General features: G+C 70.0%; 17 protein-coding genes and 1 riboswitch. Of the genes, 7 read left to right on the top strand and 10 right to left on the bottom strand.

The genetic code is table 11. From position 1 onward, the window contains the following. Positions 1-152: 152 nt before the first annotated feature. Positions 153-235, bottom strand: a riboswitch (cobalamin riboswitch). 91 nt (positions 236-326) lie between these two features. The 4 genes from OG898_RS05400 to OG898_RS05385 form a co-directional block, all read right to left on the bottom strand. Further along, a complete protein-coding gene (locus tag OG898_RS05400) occupies positions 327-824 on the bottom strand; it encodes a GNAT family N-acetyltransferase (RefSeq protein WP_250750350.1) in 498 nt (165 codons plus the stop codon). A gap of 90 nt (positions 825-914) precedes the next feature. Then, positions 915-1,112 (bottom strand): YbdD/YjiX family protein, encoded by a 198-nt coding sequence (locus tag OG898_RS05395; protein WP_250750351.1) that lies wholly within the window; start codon positions 1,110-1,112, stop codon positions 915-917. Further along, positions 1,109-3,271, bottom strand: coding sequence for a carbon starvation CstA family protein (locus OG898_RS05390; RefSeq protein ID WP_250750352.1), 2,163 nt, complete (start codon positions 3,269-3,271; stop codon positions 1,109-1,111). The genes OG898_RS05395 and OG898_RS05390 overlap by 4 nt, the downstream gene beginning before the upstream one ends. Positions 3,272-3,470: 199 nt before the next feature. Beyond that, entirely contained in the window at positions 3,471-4,235 is a 765-nt protein-coding gene (locus OG898_RS05385) for a GntR family transcriptional regulator (RefSeq protein WP_250750353.1), read from the bottom strand. Between the two features lie 296 nt (positions 4,236-4,531). Between OG898_RS05385 and OG898_RS05380 the strand changes: the two genes are divergently transcribed. The 4 genes from OG898_RS05380 to OG898_RS05365 all read left to right on the top strand — a co-directional run bounded on the left by OG898_RS05380 (position 4,532) and on the right by OG898_RS05365 (position 9,384). Beyond that, entirely contained in the window at positions 4,532-5,815 is a 1,284-nt protein-coding gene (locus OG898_RS05380; RefSeq protein WP_250750354.1) for an extracellular solute-binding protein, read from the top strand. 156 nt (positions 5,816-5,971) lie between these two features. Then, positions 5,972-6,994 (top strand): carbohydrate ABC transporter permease, encoded by a 1,023-nt coding sequence (locus tag OG898_RS05375; RefSeq protein ID WP_250750356.1) that lies wholly within the window; start codon positions 5,972-5,974, stop codon positions 6,992-6,994. A gap of 56 nt (positions 6,995-7,050) precedes the next feature. Next, positions 7,051-7,887 (top strand): carbohydrate ABC transporter permease, encoded by an 837-nt coding sequence (locus OG898_RS05370; protein ID WP_250750382.1) that lies wholly within the window; start codon positions 7,051-7,053, stop codon positions 7,885-7,887. Positions 7,888-7,893: 6 nt separating this feature from the next. After that, positions 7,894-9,384 carry a glycoside hydrolase family 3 protein gene (locus tag OG898_RS05365; protein WP_266955293.1) on the top strand — a complete coding sequence of 497 codons (1,491 nt, stop codon included), beginning with the start codon at positions 7,894-7,896 and terminating at the stop codon, positions 9,382-9,384. A 121-nt stretch (positions 9,385-9,505) separates the two neighbouring features. Here OG898_RS05365 and nagB read toward each other — a convergent pair whose 3' ends face one another. Then, a complete protein-coding gene (gene nagB / locus OG898_RS05360) occupies positions 9,506-10,291 on the bottom strand; it encodes a glucosamine-6-phosphate deaminase (RefSeq protein ID WP_250750358.1) in 786 nt (261 codons plus the stop codon). A gap of 157 nt (positions 10,292-10,448) precedes the next feature. Beyond that, entirely contained in the window at positions 10,449-11,219 is a 771-nt protein-coding gene (locus tag OG898_RS05355; protein ID WP_266955290.1) for an SDR family oxidoreductase, read from the bottom strand. A 78-nt stretch (positions 11,220-11,297) separates the two neighbouring features. Between OG898_RS05355 and OG898_RS05350 the strand changes: the two genes are divergently transcribed. Both OG898_RS05350 and OG898_RS05345 read left to right on the top strand, forming a co-directional pair. Then, positions 11,298-11,891, top strand: coding sequence for a TetR/AcrR family transcriptional regulator (locus OG898_RS05350; protein ID WP_250750362.1), 594 nt, complete (start codon positions 11,298-11,300; stop codon positions 11,889-11,891). 396 nt (positions 11,892-12,287) lie between these two features. After that, positions 12,288-13,757, top strand: coding sequence for a sensor histidine kinase (locus tag OG898_RS05345; protein ID WP_250750383.1), 1,470 nt, complete (start codon positions 12,288-12,290; stop codon positions 13,755-13,757). A 160-nt stretch (positions 13,758-13,917) separates the two neighbouring features. Here OG898_RS05345 and OG898_RS05340 read toward each other — a convergent pair whose 3' ends face one another. Then, positions 13,918-14,175: a WhiB family transcriptional regulator gene (locus OG898_RS05340; RefSeq protein WP_004937597.1), complete on the bottom strand. Its 258-nt coding sequence runs from the start codon at positions 14,173-14,175 to the stop codon at positions 13,918-13,920. Positions 14,176-14,507: 332 nt separating this feature from the next. After that, complete coding sequence (locus OG898_RS05335; RefSeq protein ID WP_250750363.1) at positions 14,508-15,473, bottom strand: diacylglycerol kinase family protein; 966 nt, start codon at positions 15,471-15,473, stop codon at positions 14,508-14,510. An 85-nt stretch (positions 15,474-15,558) separates the two neighbouring features. Between OG898_RS05335 and OG898_RS05330 the strand changes: the two genes are divergently transcribed. Then, positions 15,559-15,993, top strand: coding sequence for a hypothetical protein (locus OG898_RS05330; protein WP_250750364.1), 435 nt, complete (start codon positions 15,559-15,561; stop codon positions 15,991-15,993). 18 nt (positions 15,994-16,011) lie between these two features. On the opposite strand, the gene OG898_RS05325 is transcribed toward OG898_RS05330, so the two are convergent. Both OG898_RS05325 and OG898_RS05320 read right to left on the bottom strand, forming a co-directional pair. Next, positions 16,012-17,091 (bottom strand): RNA polymerase sigma factor SigF, encoded by a 1,080-nt coding sequence (locus OG898_RS05325; RefSeq protein WP_250750365.1) that lies wholly within the window; start codon positions 17,089-17,091, stop codon positions 16,012-16,014. Further along, positions 17,088-17,501, bottom strand: a complete 414-nt coding sequence (locus tag OG898_RS05320) for an anti-sigma regulatory factor (RefSeq protein ID WP_214949331.1) — start codon at positions 17,499-17,501, stop codon at positions 17,088-17,090. The genes OG898_RS05325 and OG898_RS05320 overlap by 4 nt, the downstream gene beginning before the upstream one ends. Positions 17,502-17,662 lie beyond the last annotated feature (161 nt).

Raw genomic sequence — 17,662 nt, 5'->3', positions numbered from 1 at the left:
CCGTTGGTGCGGGGCGCGAGGGGGCGCACGTGGGGGAGCGCGTGCCTGGCAGGGCAGGGCAGTGCGCGTGCGCCACGTGGCGTCCACCGGCCCAACCGCGAGGCCCGGACGTGTCTGCACCCGGTTCGGTCGAGCCGGGCGCACTGTCGACAGGTCCTCGGACTTGCGGATGCACCGAGCGGGTCGGTGCATTTCATACCGTTGCGGGACAGTTCCGGATTCTCACCGGATTCCCCTGCGACGACAGCGAGCATGAGCATACATGTGGGGGCCGGTGCTTGCGGTAGCCCCCACATGTTGTGTCGCTCCTCGCGGGCGGTACGCCGCTAGAGCTCCAGGCGGTAGGTGAGCAGCGGCAGCCCCGGAACCGGGTACCAGTCCCGCTCGGGCGTCCGTACGAAGCCCAGCCGGTCGTAGATCCGGTGCGCCCCGAGCATCTTCTCCGTGGTCGACAGCACCAGGTGGCTCACGCCCTCCAGCTCCCGGGCGCGGTCCACGCAGGCCCGTACGAGGGCCTCGCCCGCGCCGCGCCCGCGGGCCGCCGGGGAGACGGCCAGCATCCGGAACTCCGCCTCGCCGGGTCCCGCGATATCGCACAGCGGGCTGCCGGGAGGGGCGAAGGTCACACCGCCGAGCAGCGTGCCCTCGTACTCCGCGACGAGCACCTCGCCGTCGGGGGCCCGGCCGGCGACGTCGCGCAGCCGGCTCAGGTAGGGGTCGTCCTCGGCGAAGTCGAGCAGTCCGTCGTCGAGGTACGCCCGGGCGGTGATCTCGCCGAGCTGTTCGTATTCGGCGGTCGCCGCCGTCCTGATGATGATGTCCATGGCATCGAGTGTGCGTCAGGGCAAGGAAAGAGGCCGCCGCGATTCCGTCGGGTGGACGGAGCCGCGGCGGCCTCTCTGGATCGCGCCGGTTCAGCAGCAGCGGAACCCTTCGCGCGGGTCGCCCTCGCGGGCGTCCGTGCGGGCCCGTTCGAAGGCCCGGCGCGACTGGACCACCGCGTCCGGGTCGTGCGTACGGGCGTGGGCCACGTAGCGGTCGTAGGCCGCCTCGCCCGAGAACTCCCTTACGAAGAACCGGGCCCGGCCCAGCGCGTGGCGCAGGCGCGTCACGCGGGTTCCCGTACGGAGTCCTTCACGCGGCCCCCGCCCGAGTCGAGGCCGGCGGCGGCGAGCTCCGCACGCTCCTCGGCGGTCGGGATCAGACCGGCCGGGGCGACGAGCTTGGACTCGGTCCACGGGACCTCGACGAGCGTGACCGACTCGGGCTTGCGGATGGCCGCCAGGCAGGTGCGGGCGGCGTCCACGAGCACGATGATGATCAGCAGGGCGAAGAACACCGACAGGACGCCGTCCACCGTGGCGTTGGTGACCACGGTGTGCATCTCGTCCATGTTCTTGGCGGGCTTGAGGACCTTGCCCGCCTCGATCCCGTCCTGGTAGACGTCCCGCTGCGCGAAGAAGCCGATCTTCGGGTTGTCGGAGAAGATCTTCTGGTAGCTGGCGGTGAGCGTGACGGCCAGGTCCCAGGCCAGCGGAACGCCCGTCACCCAGGCCCACTTGAGCCGGCCGGACTTGATCAGCAGGGTGGTGCAGACGGCCAGGGCGACCGCCGCGAGCAGCTGGTTCGCGATGCCGAACAGCGGGAAGAGCTGGTTGATGCCGCCCAGCGGGTCCTTGACGCCGACCCACAGGAAGTAGCCCCAGCCGCCGACGACGACCGCGCTGGCGAACCAGACGCCCGGCTTCCAGCTGACGTCCTTGAAGGACTTGTGCACGTTGCCGAGGGTGTCCTGGAGCATGAAGCGGCCCACGCGGGTGCCGGCGTCCACGGTCGTCAGGATGAACAGGGCCTCGAACATGATGGCGAAGTGGTACCAGAACGCCTTCATCGAGGAGCCGCCGATCACGGCCGAGAAGATCTCCGACATTCCGAGTGCGAAGGTCGGAGCGCCGCCCGTACGGGACAGCAGGCTGGTCTCCTCCACGTCCTTCGCGGCCTGGGTGAGGGCCTCGGGGGAGATGGCGAAGCCGAAGTTCGTCACGGCCTGCGAGGCCGTCTCGACGGTGGCGCCGACGACGCCGCCGGGGGAGTTGATGGCGAAGTACAGGCCCGGGTCGATGATGCAGGCCGCGATGATCGCCATGATGGCGACGAAGGACTCGGTCAGCATCGCGCCGTAGCCGATGACCCTGACCTGGGTCTCCTTCTGGATCATCTTCGGGGTGGTGCCCGAGGAGACCAGCGAGTGGAAGCCGGACAGGGCTCCGCAGGCGATGGTGATGAAGACGAACGGGAACATCGAGCCGGCGAAGACCGGGCCGTCCCCGCGCGAGGCGAAGTCGGTGACCGCGGGCATCTTCAGCGTCGGCATGGCGATGACCACGCCCAAGGCGAGCAGCCCGATGGTGCCCACCTTCATGAAGGTGGAGAGGTAGTCGCGCGGGGCGAGCAGCATCCACACCGGCAGGACGGACGCCACGAACCCGTAGGCGATCATCCAGAGGACCAGCGTCTCCTTCTCCAGGGTGAAGAAGTCCGCCAGCGAGGACTCGGCGACCCAGCCGCCCGCGACGATGGCGAGCAGCAGCAGCGCCACACCGACGACGGAGACCTCGGTGACCCGGCCCGGGCGCAGGACGCGCAGGTAGAAGCCCATGAAGAGGGCGATCGGGATGGTCATGCCGATGGAGAAGACGCCCCACGGGGAGTGCGCCAGCGCGTTGACGATGACCAGGGCCAGCACGGCCAGCAGGATGATCATGATGGCGAAGACGCCGATCAGCGCGGCGGCGCCGCCGACGGGGCCGATCTCGTCCCGGGCCATCTGGCCGAGCGAACGGCCGTTGCGCCGGGTGGAGAAGAAGAGCGTGACCATGTCCTGGACGGCGCCCGCGAAGATCACGCCCACGACGATCCAGATGGTGCCGGGCAGGTAGCCCATCTGCGAGGCGAGTACGGGACCCACGAGCGGTCCGGCGCCGGCGATGGCGGCGAAGTGGTGGCCGAAAAGCACCCGTCGGTCGGTCGGGTGGAAGTCGACACCGTTGTCAAGGCGTTCGGCGGGGGTGGCGCGGGTCTTGTCCACCTTCAGTACGCGATGCGCGATGAAGCGCGCGTAGAAGCGGTAGCCGATCGCGTACGAGCCGAGCGCGGCGGCGAGCAGCCAGGCGGCCGAGATCTCCTCGCCGCGCGAGAGCGCCAGCACGCCCCAGCCGAGGGCCCCCACGAGGCCGACCAGCACCCACAGGGCCACGGCCTTGGGGGACATGGCCCCTGATGGAGAAGGCGAGTCCGGCGTGGTGCCCGGACTCGCCGCGTCCTGTACCGCCCGTGTTGCTTCCGGGCCTGGTTCCGTCATGATCCGTCGTCCCCTCGTTGATCATCTGCGTAAGCGCAGGGAATCTACGGGGGACCGCCCGCTGGACGTAAGCCCCCGTCCGTATAGCGGAACGAGAGTCAACTACGAATCAGACGGCGGGACGCTGGAGTCGGGCGACGAACTTGTAACGATCGCCGCGGTACACGGAACGCACCCACTCGACGGGCTCTCCGTCGGCGTCCAGCGAATGGCGGGAAAGCATCAGCATCGGCAGTCCGACGTCGGTGCCGAGCAGTCCGGCCTCCCGCGGGGTGGCCAGCGAGGTCTCGATGGTCTCCTCCGCTTCGGCGAGGCGCACGTCGTACACCTCGGCGAGGGCGGTGTAGAGGGAGGTGTACTTGACCAGCGACCGGCGCAGCGCGGGGAAGCGCTTGGCCGACAGGTGCGTGGTCTCGATGGCCATCGGCTCGCCGCTGGCCAGGCGGAGCCGTTCGATGCGCAGGACCCGGCCGCCGGTGGCGATCTTGAGGAGGCCGGCGAGGGTGTCGTCGGCCGTCACGTAGCCGATGTCCAGGAGCTGGGAGGTGGGTTCCAGGCCCTGGGCCCTCATGTCCTCGGTGTACGAGGAGAGTTGGAGCGGCTGGGAGACCTTCGGCTTGGCGACGAAGGTGCCCTTCCCCTGGATCCGCTCCAGCCGCCCCTCGACGACGAGCTCCTGGAGAGCCTGTCGCACCGTGGTGCGGGAGGTGTCGAACTCGGCCGCGAGCGTGCGCTCGGGCGGCACGGGGGTGCCCGGTGGAAGGGTTTCGGTCATATCGAGCAAGTGGCGCTTGAGTCGGTAGTACTTGGGCACGCGTGCCGTGCGGGTGGCCGCCCCGCTGTCCGGCTCCGTGATCGCCCCTTCGGTGGCCATCGCCGCCCGCCTTCCCGACTCCAGTTTCGTTGCCGTCACCGGCTCCTCCGATATGTGCGGTCACATCGTGACACGGGAGGGAGGGCGGGCCTCCTCCCTCCCCCAGGTGTCGGTCCGATAACGGACCGAGCACCCGCTCATTAGACCCTTGACACCCCTAAAGGTCTAGGCCAAGCTCCAGCTACTGGTCTACACCAATATGGATCAGATCCCGGCCCCACGGGCAGTACTTGGTGCTTTTTGAGTCACCGCGGCGGGCAAGGGAAGTTGCAGGCAGCATCCCTGAGGAGGGTGGCGTGAAGCGCAAGCTCATCGCGGCGGTCAGTGTCGCGGGCATGATGGTCGGAGTCGCGGCGTGCGGCAACGGCGGCGACGACAAGCCGAAGGCCGACGCGGGTGGCGCCAAGGAGATCACCGTCTGGGTGATGGACGGCTCCGCACCGAAGACCTGGATCGACGCGGTCAACGCGGAGTTCTCCGCCAAGCACCCCGGTGTCACGGTCAAGGTAGAGGTCCAGCCCTGGAAGGGCATCCAGGAGAAGGTCACCACGGCCCTCTCCGAGAACACCCCGCCGGACGTCCTGGAGCTCGGCAACACCCAGACCGCCGGTTACGCGGTCACCGGTGGTCTCGCCGACCTGACCAAGGACAAGGCGAAGCTCGGCGCGGACGCCTGGGCGAAGAGCGGTCTGGCCTCGGCAGAGATCGACGGCAAGCTCTACTCCGCTCCGTGGTACGCGGCCAACCGCGTCGTGATCTACGACAAGAAGGCCTTCGAGAAGGCGGGCGTCACGGCGCCCAAGACCCGCGACGAGTGGGTCGCCGGCCTGGAGAAGCTGAAGGCGGCCGATCCGGCCACGCAGCCGATCTACCTGCCCGGCCAGAGCTGGTACGTCCTCGCCGGTCTCATCTGGGACGAGGGCGGCGACCTCGCCGTCAAGGACGGCGCCAAGTGGAAGGGCGGTCTCGGTACCCCCCAGGCCGCTTCCGCGATGGAGTTCTACAAGAAGCTCCAGTCCTTCTCCACCGCCCCGAAGGACAAGGACGAGGCGAACCCGCAGCAGTCCACCGACGTCGTTCCCAAGGGTGGCGTCGCCTCCTGGATCGGCCTCGGCTGGGAGGCCGGCGGTGCCGAGAAGGCGCTGAAGGACGCGGGCAAGGAAGCCGACTTCGGCTACTTCCCGATCCCGGGCAAGACCGCCGACAAGCCGGGCACCGTCTTCCTCGGTGGCTCGAACCTGGCGATCGCCGAGCGCTCCAAGAACAAGGACCTCGCCAAGGAGTGGCTGGCCCTCGCCGCAGGCAAGGACCAGATGACCAAGTACGCCGCCGAGACCAAGGGCGCGCTGCTCCCGAACCAGGCCGGCGCGAACTTCGCCCCGGCCGCGGGCTCCTTCGCCGAGGCGATGGCCAAGGCCGGCGTCAACGGCAACATCACCCCGGTGACCCCGGGCTGGGCGAACGTCGAGACCGAGCCGAACCCCATCAAGGAGTTCATGACGAAGGTCCTGAAGGGTGACGACGCCGCCAAGGCGGGCGCGGACGCGGACAAGGAAATCGCGAGCCGCATCAACAAGTAACACCCCGAAGTACCCGTACTGAACGCACCGGGGGCGCGGTGGGCGCCCAGAGCGCCCACCGCGCCCCCGGTCGCGCATTGACAGACGTAAGCGCCGCCTGCTCCGAGCGGGGAAGCGGGTGCCAGTCGCCACAGTCAACCGCGAGGAAGCCCAGACATGACCGTGCACTCCCAGGGAGCGGCCACTTCCGCTCCACAGGACGCACCACACGAGTCCGCGGGGCCGGCCCAGACGCCGCCGCCCACCGGAGCCAAGGCAGCGTCCCAGTCTCCTCGCGGGGGCAGAAAGTCGCTCCCCTCAGGGTGGTTGCCGTACCTCCTGATCGGGCCCGCCGTGCTCAGCATGGCGACCCTGCTGCTGTACCCGCTGATCAAGAACATCATCCTGTCGTTCCAGAAGGTCGACAAGATCGAGTTCATCCAGCGGAAGGCGCCGTTCAACGGCGTGGACAACTACACCGAGCTGCTGGGCGACTCGCAGTTCTGGACCGTGGTCGTCCGCAGCTTCCTCTTCACCGCGGGCAACGTCTTCCTGATCATGGTGCTCGGCAGCCTCATCGGGCTCCTGCTGAACCGGCTCGGCAAGTGGATGCGCCTGGTCCTGTCGATGGCGCTGGTGATGGCCTGGGCCATGCCGATCGTCGCCTCCGTGACCGTCTTCCAGTGGCTGTTCGACGAGCAGTACGGCGTCATGAACTGGCTGATGCGCACGCTCGGCTTCAGCGGCTACGACCAGCACAACTGGTTCGAGACCGGCATGTCCACCATGGTGATCATCACCGTGCTGGTGGCCTGGGGCTCGATCCCGTTCGTCGCCCTCAACATGTACGCGGCCCTGACCACGGTCAGTACCGAGATGTACGAGGCCGCCCGCATGGACGGCGCCAACGGCTGGCAGACCTTCTGGCAGGTCGTCTTCCCGAACCTCAAGTCGTTCTTCCTGGTCACGACCTTCCTCGAGGTCATCTGGGTCTTCAAGGCCTTCACCCAGGTCTACGCGATGAACAAGGGCGGCCCCGACCGCGCCTCGGAGACCCTGACGATCTACGCGTACGTGGAGGGCCAGAGCCAGGGCCACTACGGCCTGGCCGCCGCGATCTCCGTCCTGACGATCGTGATGCTCGTGATCGTCATGTCCTTCTACTTCCGTCTGATCCTGAAGCAGGAGGAGGAGCAGTGAGCACCACCACCGCCCCGAAGCCCGCGCCGTCCGCGCCGTCCGCGAAGCCCCAGCAGCTGCGCAACCGCCGGCCGATCCGTCCCGCAGCGGTCGCCAAGAACGCCGGCGCCCTGCTGCTGGCCGTCCTCTTCGTCTTCCCGGTCTACTGGATGTTCTCCTCGGCCCTGAAGCCGTCCAGCGAGATCCTCTCCAAGGACCCCGTCTTCGTCTTCACCCCGACGACGGAGAACTTCACCAAGGCCACCGGCGTCGACCTGTTCTGGACCTACGTCACGAACAGCTTCATCGTCACCGTCGGCGCCGTCGGCCTGGCCCTGCTCGTGGCCCTCGCCGCGAGCTTCGCCATCGCCCGCATGAAGTTCAAGGGCCGCAAGGGCCTGGTCCTCGCGGTGATGATGGCCCAGATGGCGCCCTGGGAGGTCATGGTCATCGCGATGTACATGATCGCCCGCGACTCCGAGATGCTGAACAGCCTCCCGCTGCTCACCGCGATCTACTTCGTGATGGTCCTCCCCTTCACCATCTGGACCCTGCGCGGCTTCATCGCCGCGGTCCCGGTGACGCTGGAGGAGGCCGCCCAGATCGACGGCTGCACCCGCGGCCAGGCCTTCCGCAAGGTGATCTTCCCGCTGCTGGCCCCCGGCCTGATGTCCACCTCGCTCTTCGGCTTCATCACGGCCTGGAACGAGTTCGCGATGGTCCTGATCCTGAACAAGGACAAGACCGCGCAGACCCTGCCGCTGTGGCTGACCCAGTTCCAGACCGCCTTCGGCAACGACTGGGGCGCCACCATGGCCGCTTCCTCGCTCTTCGCGGTCCCGGTGCTGCTCATCTTCGTCTTCCTCCAGCGCAAGGCCGTCGGCGGCATGACCGCCGGCGCCGTGAAGGGATAACGGCCCATGACTGTCCTTGCGCACCGCACGGATACGTTGACCCGGGACGCCCTGGCGGTCCTCCAGCCCGGCTTCGAGGGCACCACCGCCCCCGCCTGGCTGCTCCGGCAGGTCGCCGAAGGCCTCACCGCCGTCGGCCTCTTCGGCCGCAACATCACCTCGCCCGAGCAGCTCGCCGCGCTGACCGCGCAGCTGCGTACCGAGCGGGACGACGTCCTCGTCGCCATCGACGAGGAGGGCGGCGACGTCACCCGCCTGGAGGTCCGGGGCGGATCCTCCTTCCCGGGCAACCTGGCCCTCGGCGCCGTGGACGACGTGGACCTGACCCGCGACGTCGCCCGCGAGCTGGGCCGCCGGCTCGCCGAGTGCGGGGTCAACCTCAACTGGGCCCCGTCCGCCGACGTCAACTCCAACCCGGACAACCCGGTCATCGGCGTACGGTCCTTCGGCGCCGACACCCACCTCACCGCCCGGCACACCGCCGCGTACGTCGAAGGCCTCCAGGCCGCCGGCGTCGCCGCCTGTACCAAGCACTTCCCGGGCCACGGCGACACCAACGTCGACTCGCACCACGCGCTGCCGCGCATCGACGTGGACCTCGAAACCCTGGCCGCGCGGGAACTCGTACCGTTCCGGGCCGCCATCGAGGCCGGCACCAAGGCCGTCATGAGCGCCCACATCCTGGTGCCGGCCCTGGACCCGACCCGCCCGGCCACGCTCAGCCCGCAGATCCTGACCGGTCTGCTGCGCAAGGAGCTCGGCTACGAGGGCCTCATCGTCACCGACGGCATGGAGATGAAGGCCATCGCCGGGACGTACGGCATCGAGCGCGGCTCGGTGCTGGCCATCGCGGCCGGCGCCGACGCCATCTGCGTCGGCGGCGGGCTCGCCGACGAGGGCACCGTGCTGAGGCTGCGCGACGCGCTGGTCGCGGCCGTGCGGGAGGGCTCGCTCCCGGAGGACCGCCTCGCCGAGGCCGCCGCCCGGGTCCGTTCGCTGGCGGAGTGGACCCGCCGGGTCCGCATGGGCGCGCGGCCGGAGGGGAGCAGCGCGCCCGGCATCGGACTGGCGGCGGCCCGCCGCGCGGTGGTCGTCACGGGTTCGCCCAAGGCGGCTGCCCCGGTGAACGCCCCGTACATCGCCACGCTCACCCCGGTGGCGAACTTCGCGGTCGGCGACGAGACCCCGTGGGGGGTGGCCGGCGAGGTGTCCGCGCTGGTCCCGGGCACCGACTCGGGCGTCTACCCGGAGGGGTCGACGGCCGCCGACGTGCTGGCCGCCGCGGGGAACCGCATCGTCGTCGCGGTGGTCCGCGACGCGCACCGGCACCCGTGGATGACCGAGGCCCTGGACGCGCTCGTCGCGGCCCGGCCGGAGACGATCGTGGTCGAGATGGGCGTCCCGCAGGCGGAGCCGCGCGGCGCGCTGCACATCGCGACGCACGGCGCCGCGCGGGTCTGCGGTAGGGCTGCGGCCGAGATCATCGCCGGGGTGTAGCGCGCCCCTGCGGGCCGGCGGGGCTGGAAAATCCAGCCCCGCCACTGGGCCGGAGCGCACGAAGCGAAGGGCCGGGCACCCCGACGGGGGGGCCCGGCCCTTCGGCGTGTGACGGTGCGGCCTACAGCCCCTGCCAAGCGGGCTTGTTGGCAAACGTGTGCCGGAAGTAGTCCGCCAGCTTCAGCTTGGAGGCGGCGGCCTCGTCCACGATCACCGTGGCGTGGCGGTGCAGCTGGAGCGCGGAGGCCGGTACGAGGGCGGACAGCGGGCCCTCGACGGTCTGCGCGACGGCCTCCGCCTTGCCCTCGCCGGTGGCCAGCAGGACCAGGTGGCGGGCGTCGAGGATGGTGCCGATGCCCTGGGTGATGACGTGGTGGGGCACCTGCTCTATGTCGTTGTCGAAGAAGCGCGCGTTGTCCACGCGGGTCTGCTCCGTCAGCGTCTTGATGCGGGTGCGGGAGGCGAGCGAGGAGCAGGGCTCGTTGAAGCCGATGTGCCCGTCCGTGCCGATGCCGAGGAGCTGGAGGTCCACGCCGCCGGCCGCGGCGAGGGCGCGGTCGTAGGCGTCGCAGGCGCCGACGATGTCCTCGGCCGAGCCGTCCGGGCCCATGAAGGAGGCCTCGGACAGGCCCAGCGGCTCCACGACCTCGCGCAGGACGACGGCGCGGTAGGACTCCGGGTGCCCGGCCGGCAGGCCGACGTACTCGTCGAGCTGGCAGACGCGGGCCTTGGAGGCGTCGACGAGTCCGGCCTTGACCTTGGCGGCGAGCGCCTCGTAGATGGGCAGCGGGGTAGAGCCGGTCGCCACGCCGAGCAGGGCGTCGGGCTTGCGGCGGACCAGGGCGGCCATGGCCTCCGCGATGAGCTCGCCGCCTGCCTTGGCGTCCGGGACGATGACAACTTCCACGCGGGGCCTGCCGATCTGGAGTATGACGATTGTGGTATAGACCAATCTAGCAGAGGCGATGCCCCGTTGTCGGGTCTTCGCGCACACTCCATGGTGGGCCGGATCCGCCGCTCCGGCCTCCCGGGCCGGGGCCCCGTCCGGCCCGGAAGCCGCCCCCCTAGAGCAGTGAGAGCTGGAGCCCGCCCGTCACGGCGAGGTGCTGGCCCGTGACCCAGCGGGAGTCCGGGGAGGCGAGGAAGGCGACCACGTCCGCGACCTCCTGCGGGGTGCCGAGCCGGTCGAAGACGGAGCGGGAGGCGGCGTGCGCGCGGGCCGCCGGGTCCGCGAGCCAGGCGGCGTTCAGATCGGTCTCCACGATCCCGGGACCCACCGAGTTCACCGTGATGTTCCGCGGCGCGAGCTCGGCGGCCAGCGAGACCGTCAGCGCGTTCACGGCGCCCTTGGCCATGACCGTGGCGAGGATCGCGGGCAGGGCGATGTCCGGGGTGCCGGTCACGTTCACGATCCGGCCGCCGTCCCGCAGCCGCTCCAGGCCGTGCTGGATCACGAAGAACGGCGCCTTCGCGTTGAGCGCGTGCACCCGGTCGTACGTCTCCTCGTCGGTGGAGCCGATGCCGGCGAAGGTGGCGGTGCCCGCGTTGTTCACCAGCACGTCGACGCCGCCGTCCCCCTCGGCTGCCAGTGGATGGGCCGCGTACGCCGCCCAGAGGGCCTCCGCGCCGCCCGGGACGCCGAGCTCGGCCCCGACCGCGAAGGCGCGGCCCCCGGCCGCCTCGATGGCACCCACGGTCTCCTCGGCGGCCGCCTCGTTGTGCCCGTAGGCCACCGCGACCAGCGCCCCGTCGCGGGCGAGGCGCTCCGCGATGGCCCGCCCGATGCCCCGGCTGCCGCCCGTGACCAGTGCCGTCTTTCCCTTGAGCACGCCCATGGCGCGTCCCCCTTTCGGTAATGGTCGCTACAGAAAGGACCGTATCAGATTTCGTAGCGCCCGCTATAGAATGGGTTCATGGTGACCGGACAACGTGGCAGGCCCCGCTCCTTCGACCGCGACGAGGCCCTCGGCAAGGCGATGTTCGCCTTCTGGGAGCGCGGCTACGAGGCGACGTCGATCTCCGACCTGACCGCCTCGCTCGGGATCAGTGCCCCGAGCCTCTACGCGGCCTTCGGCGACAAGCGCAAGCTCTTCGACGAGGTCGTGGTGGTCTACGGCGGCCGCTACGGGGACTTCGCGGCCGTGGCCCTCGCCGAGGAGCCCACCGCCCGCGCGGCGGTGGGGCGCGTCCTGCACGAGGCGGCGGAGGTCTACACCGACCCCGCCCACCCGCCGGGCTGCATGGTGATCAGCGCGGCGGTCAACACCACCTCGGACGAGGTCGCGGAGGCGCTGCGCATGCGGCGCGAGGCCAACCTGGTGGCGTTCGAGAGCCGCATCCGGGCCGATGTCGCCGCGGGAGTCCTGCCGGCCGGCACGGACACGTGGGCACTGGCGCGCTACGCGGGGGCGGTGCTGCAGGGGATGTCCCAGCAGTCGCGCGACGGCGCGGGCCGGGAGGAACTGGAGGCGGTGGCGGAGCTGGCCATGGGGGCCTGGCCGCAGTAGGGGCCTGGCGTATCGGGGTCACGTCACCCGGGGCCCGATTCCTCTGGGCCCGATTCCTCTGGGCCACGGTGCCGAACGGGACCCTCAGCCCGCCCGGCACCGTAGCCCGGAGTACTTACGGCCGACGGGTGTGCGGTGCCCGACAGCCGGTGGGAGGTGAACGCGCGGTCAGGGCAGATCGCGCGGCTTACCTCGATCCGTCCTCCTGTGCGGGGAGGGCGGAAGCCTGATGCAATTGTGGACTAGACCAATCTGTTCTGTCCATCCAATGACGGAACCCTGATTACCGTCACTTCCTCCAACCCTACGCGGAAGCGGGGTCTCCTGGATACTCCGGAGTATCGCGCTGAGGAAAGTCATGGCCCGTACCCGGGGTACGCTCGCCGGGTGCCCTCCATGAACGACCTCGTACGCCAGCACACCGCTCTCAGTGAAACCGACCTGGAGTGGCTCCATCTGCTGGTCTCGGAGTGGCAGCTGCTCTCCGACCTCTCCTTCGCCGACCTCGTGCTGTGGGTCCCCACGCTCGACGGCAGCCGGTACGTCTCGGTCGCGCAGATGCGCCCGAACACCGGCCCCACCTCGTACCAGGACGACATGGTCGGCCACCTGGTCCCGCGCGGCCGGCGCCCGCTGCTCGACGCCGCGCTCGACGAGGGCCGCATCGTGCGCGAGGGGGACCCGGAGTGGCGCGAGGAGGTGCCGGTCCGCGTCGAGTCGATCCCCGTGCGCCGCGAGGGCCGGGTCCTCGGCGTGATCGCACGCAATACCAACCTGCTCACTGTGCGTACACCCAGCCGGCTGGAGCTCACCTACCTCCAGTCCGCCTCCGACCTGGCCCAGATGATCGCGGCGGGCTCCTTCCCGTTCCCCGGCCAGCAGGTCGACATGGACGCCTCCCCGCGCGTCGGCGACGGCCTGATCCGGCTCGACGCCGAGGGCGTGGTGACGTACGCGTCCCCGAACGCGCTCTCCGCCTACCACCGGCTCGGGCTCGCCTCCGACCTGGTCGGCCAGCACCTGGGCACCATCACCTCCGAACTCGCTCCCTCCCGCGGCCCGGTGGACGAGGCCCTGGTCAAACTCGCGAGCGGCTGGGCCCCGCGCGAGACCGAGGCCGAGGGCAGCGGCGGGGTCATCCAGCTGCGGGCCATCCCGCTCAAGCCCAAGGGCACCCGGATCGGCTCGCTCGTCCTGTGCCGCGACGTCACGGAACTGCGCCGTCGCGAACGTGAATTGATCACCAAGGACGCGACCATCCGGGAGATCCACCACCGGGTCAAGAACAACCTCCAGACGGTGGCCGCGCTCTTGCGCCTGCAGGCCCGCCGCATGGATTCGCCGCAGGGGCGCGAGGCGCTGAACGAAGCCGTCCGCCGCGTCGGTTCGATCGCGATCGTGCACGAGACGCTCTCTCAGAACCTGGACGAGCGGGTCGAGTTCGACGAGATCGCCGACCGCGTGATCGCGATGGTCTCCGAGATCTCCCCGGGCAAGGTCGCCTGCCGGCGCACCGGCCGCTTCGGAATCCTGGACGCGGAGGTCGCCACCCCGCTGTCGATGGTGCTGACGGAGATCCTCCAGAACGCCCTGGAGCACGCCTTCACCCAGGGGGAGGGCGGCACCGTGGAGGTGTCCGCGGCCCGCTCGGGCAGCGGCCGCGACGATGCCCGGCTGCTGATCTCGGTGGTCGACGACGGCTGCGGTCTGCCCGAGGGGTTCGACCCCCAGCGGGCCGGCAACCTCGGGCTGCAGATCGTGCGGACCCTGGTGGAGGGCGAGCTCGGCGGCACCTTCGACATGGTCGCGTCCGAGCCGCGCGGCACCAAGGTCGTCCTCGACATACCGGCCAGCCCGCAGAAGTAGCGCAGCGTGCCCGTCACTCAGGGTGACGTCATGGGCTGCTCACAGGCTCCGGACAGCACTGAACCCCGTACCGAATGGTTTTCGGTACGGGGTTCAAGAGCACGTTGCTGAGCGCTTATATGGGTACTACGCGCTGCGGCTCGAGGCTCGAAAGTCGATGTCAGGCGGTTGCGTTGCGCGCCCGATTGCGAGCGGCGCGGCGCTTCATTGCGCGGCGCTCGTCCTCGCTGAGACCGCCCCAGACACCGGAGTCCTGACCGGACTCGAGCGCCCACTGCAGGCACTGCTCCATGACGGGGCAACGGCGGCAGACGGCCTTGGCTTCCTCGATCTGCAGCAGCGCAGGACCGGTGTTGCCGATGGGGAAGAAGAGTTCCGGGTCTTCCTCGCGGCAAACGGCGTTGTGACGCCAGTCCATGGCTGCTCCATCTCCTTGTATTGCGGGCAGGTTGCTTGTGAATGTGAACGCTTTCACGAATCCCTTCGTGAGGGAAGGGAGACCGCCCAGTTTGGGGAAAAACTCGCCCTGGGCTGCCGGAGATTCGTGGAGGGGTTCTGGCGGTCTGTGTGGGTGCCGGGTTCTGCGGGCTGTCCCGATCGCCATGTAGAGATTCGCAAACCTCGGACGGGGATACAACCCCTTCCGGAAAGTTTTTTTTGATTCGTCGGTGTCTACTAGGTCACAGCCCTACTTCCTAGGGGTGGACCGGCGTGTAAACGTTCGAGTGGAAGGACTTTCGGCCCTTCCACTCACACAATCACACGCAGTGCACGGCGTACGCCTGTGAACCGAACGCTGGTGCGCAGCCCGAGGTGGTCTCCGTCCATCTGGAACGGAAGCGGCACCTTCGAATGCAAGGTGAAGTCCGTCAGATCGTGCAGAGACACCGCGTGCTTGCCGTGCGGACCGCGCTCAGGAGTCGAGGTCAGGAGCTGTGTCGCGTAGCGGGCGACCGCCGGAGTTGACAAACGGTCCAGTGCCAATACGTCAAGCGCAGTATCGAACGATGCCTCCGGGGAGGCGTAAAGCGGTCGGTTGCCCAGGTATGTCCAGGGTGACGTGTTGCACACTATCGACAGCACCAGGTCCGTCACCGGATCCGCGCCGGGCCGTTCCAGGGTCACCGTGCCGTGCCGGCGGTTGGGCTCTTCCCAGAACTGGCGCATCAGCTGTCGCACGTACAGGGCATGGGTCGAACGCTTGCCCCGTTCCCGCTGCTGTTCGACCCGGCCCACCACGCCCGCGTCGAAGCCGAAGCCCGCGCAGAAGGTGAACCAGCGCGCCGGAACCGACTCGTCCTCCGTGCCCGGGGTGCCGGCGGCGAGGCCCAGGCCGACCGTTCGTTCGCGCCGCTCCCGCAGTGCGTCCAGCAGCGCGCCGGTCGCCTCGACCGCGTCGTTGGGCAGGCCGAGTGCGCGGGCGAAGACATTGGTGGAGCCGCCGGGGACCACCGCGAGTCCGGGCAGCCGGTCCGGGTCGGGTCCCTCGTGCAGCAGTCCGTTGACCACTTCGTTGACGGTGCCGTCACCGCCCAGGGCCACCACGAGGTCCATGCCGGTCTCGGCCGCCCTGCGGCCCAGGTCCCGGGCGTGGCCGCGGTATTCGGTGGTGACCGCCTCCAGCTTCATCTCGCTGGCGAGCGCGTGGGTCAGGACGTCGCGCGTGCGCGCACTGGTGGTCGTCGCTGCTGGGTTGGCCACGAGGAGTGCACGCATGGGCGTCAGCCTACCGACCCCTTCCGGCGCCGCCCATACTGGCCGTCCCCTCCGGGTGCGGGAGGGGCGCGGCTACCCTGCTGGGGTGAGTACGAAGCCCACCCCCACCGAGTCCGCCGTCCCCGTCCCGCTGCCCCGCCGGCTGACCGCGGCCGCCGCGCTGACCGCGCTGGAGGGGCTGGCCGTGGCCGGGCCCGGCGTCGCCGACCTCTACACGGCCGTCTTCGGCGGCGGCGACTCCCTGCAGGCCGCGACCGGCGGGGTCACCCTGCTCGTCCTGGCCGCGCTGCCGCTGGTCGCGGCGCGCGGGCTGCTGCTGGGCCGCCGCTGGAGCCGCGGCCCGGCGCTGATCACCCAGCTGATGTCGCTGCCGGTCGCCTGGATGCTGTGGACCGCGGGAGGGGCGATGAAGATCGCCGGCGTGGCGCTGGCCCTGGCCGCGGTGGCCGTCACGGCCCTCTTGGTGAACGAGAAGGCCACCGGGGCGCTGGGCATCGGGCCTGCGGAACAGGCCCGATAGCCCGTACGACCGGCTCTGCTACTCCTCGACCAGGAGCTTCTCGCGGAGCTGGGCCAGGGTGCGGGCCAGCAACCGGGAGACGTGCATCTGGGAGATGCCGACCTCCTGGGCGATCTGCGACTGGGTCATGTTGCCGAAGAACCGCAGGAGGAGGATCCGCTTCTCCCGCGGCGGCAGCCCTTCGAGCAGCGGCTTGAGGGACTCGCGGTACTCGACCCCCTCCAGCGCCTCGTCCTCCGAGCCCAGGGTGTCCGCGACCGCCGGCGACTCGTCGTCGGTGTCCGGGACGTCCAGCGAGAGCGTGCTGTAGGCGTTGGCCGATTCCAGGCCCTCCAGCACCTCCTCCTCGGAGATCCCCAGCCGTTCGGCCAGTTCGTGCACCGTGGGGGAGCGGCCGTGCTGCTGGGACAGTTCCGCCGTCGCCGTGGTGAGCGAGAGCCGCAGCTCCTGCAGGCGCCGGGGAACCCGTACCGCCCAGCCCTTGTCGCGGAAGTGGCGCTTGATCTCGCCGACCACCGTGGGCGTGGCGTACGTGGAGAACTCGACCCCGCGGTCCGGGTCGAAGCGGTCCACCGACTTGATCAGGCCGATGGTGGCGACCTGCGTCAGGTCGTCCAGCGGCTCGCCGCGGTTGCGGAAGCGCCGGGCCAGGTGTTCGACCAGCGGCAGGTGCATCCGTACGAGCCGGTTGCGCAGCTCCGCCTTCTCCGGCGAGCCGTCGGGCAGCGCCCGGAGCTCGATGAAGAGGGCCCGCGCGCCGCTGCGGTCGCGCGGATCCGGCAGGGGTAGCGGCGCCGTGAACACCGGAGCCCGGAGGGCTTCGGCGGCGTCCGCGGCCGGTGCTGCGTCCGCGGCCGGTGCCGGTGCCGCCGGCGGGGCCGTGGCAGCGGCCCCCGGTGGCTGGACCGGCAGTGTTTGGTCGTGCTGGTTCTCGCTCACAGGGCCCGCCCGTCGCTCCGCCGAGTCCAAAAAGCCGTTTTCCGCATCCGTGTCAGCCGGGTGCGGCCGGGCGTGCTGCTGCTCCGGAATGCCGCCGTCGACCTCGTGTCCTACCCGGGGCCGATCCCCGCCCCGCACCGGGACCTCCCCGCCGCTCACGCCGGGCCTGGTCCCGCGCCGCGCTGTTTGTAGAGGCTGATGCTCACCGTCTTGTTCTCCTCGACCGTGGCCTCGACCTTCCCGGCGAGCGCCGAGAGGACGGTCCACGCGAACGTGTCGCGCTCCGGCGCCCGGCCGTCGGTGGTCGGGGCGGAGACGGTCACCTCCAGCGAATCGTCCACCAACCGGAAGACGCAGCTGAGGACGGAGCCGGGCACGGCCTGCTGGAGCAGGATCGCGCAGGCCTCGTCCACCGCGATGCGGAGGTCCTCGATCTCGTCGAGGGTGAAGTCCAAACGTGCCGCGAGGCCGGCCGTGGCCGTCCGCAGCACAGACAGGTAGGCACCCGCAGCGGGCAGCCGGACTTCCACGAAGTCCTGGGTCCCGGGCTCGCCTGCGATCTGGGACACCCTCACCTCCAAGGTGGTACGAGCTCTGTTCGCCGGTGACGCTATCGCGATCCGGGCGATCGTGTCGCGGCACCCCTGTCGGAGGGTGCAGAACCCCTTTGAACTTAGCTGCACATAGCCGGCCGAGAGGCCGTACCTGCGACCAGTGACTGATGGTAAGC

Origin of the sequence: Streptomyces sp. NBC_00193, from assembly GCF_026342735.1 — a bacterium.
In the GTDB taxonomy this organism is placed as follows: Bacteria; Actinomycetota; Actinomycetes; order Streptomycetales; family Streptomycetaceae; genus Streptomyces; species Streptomyces stoeckheimensis.
Note: the sequence above shows the minus strand (reverse complement) of the source record. Positions and strands in the feature narration are given on the sequence as shown.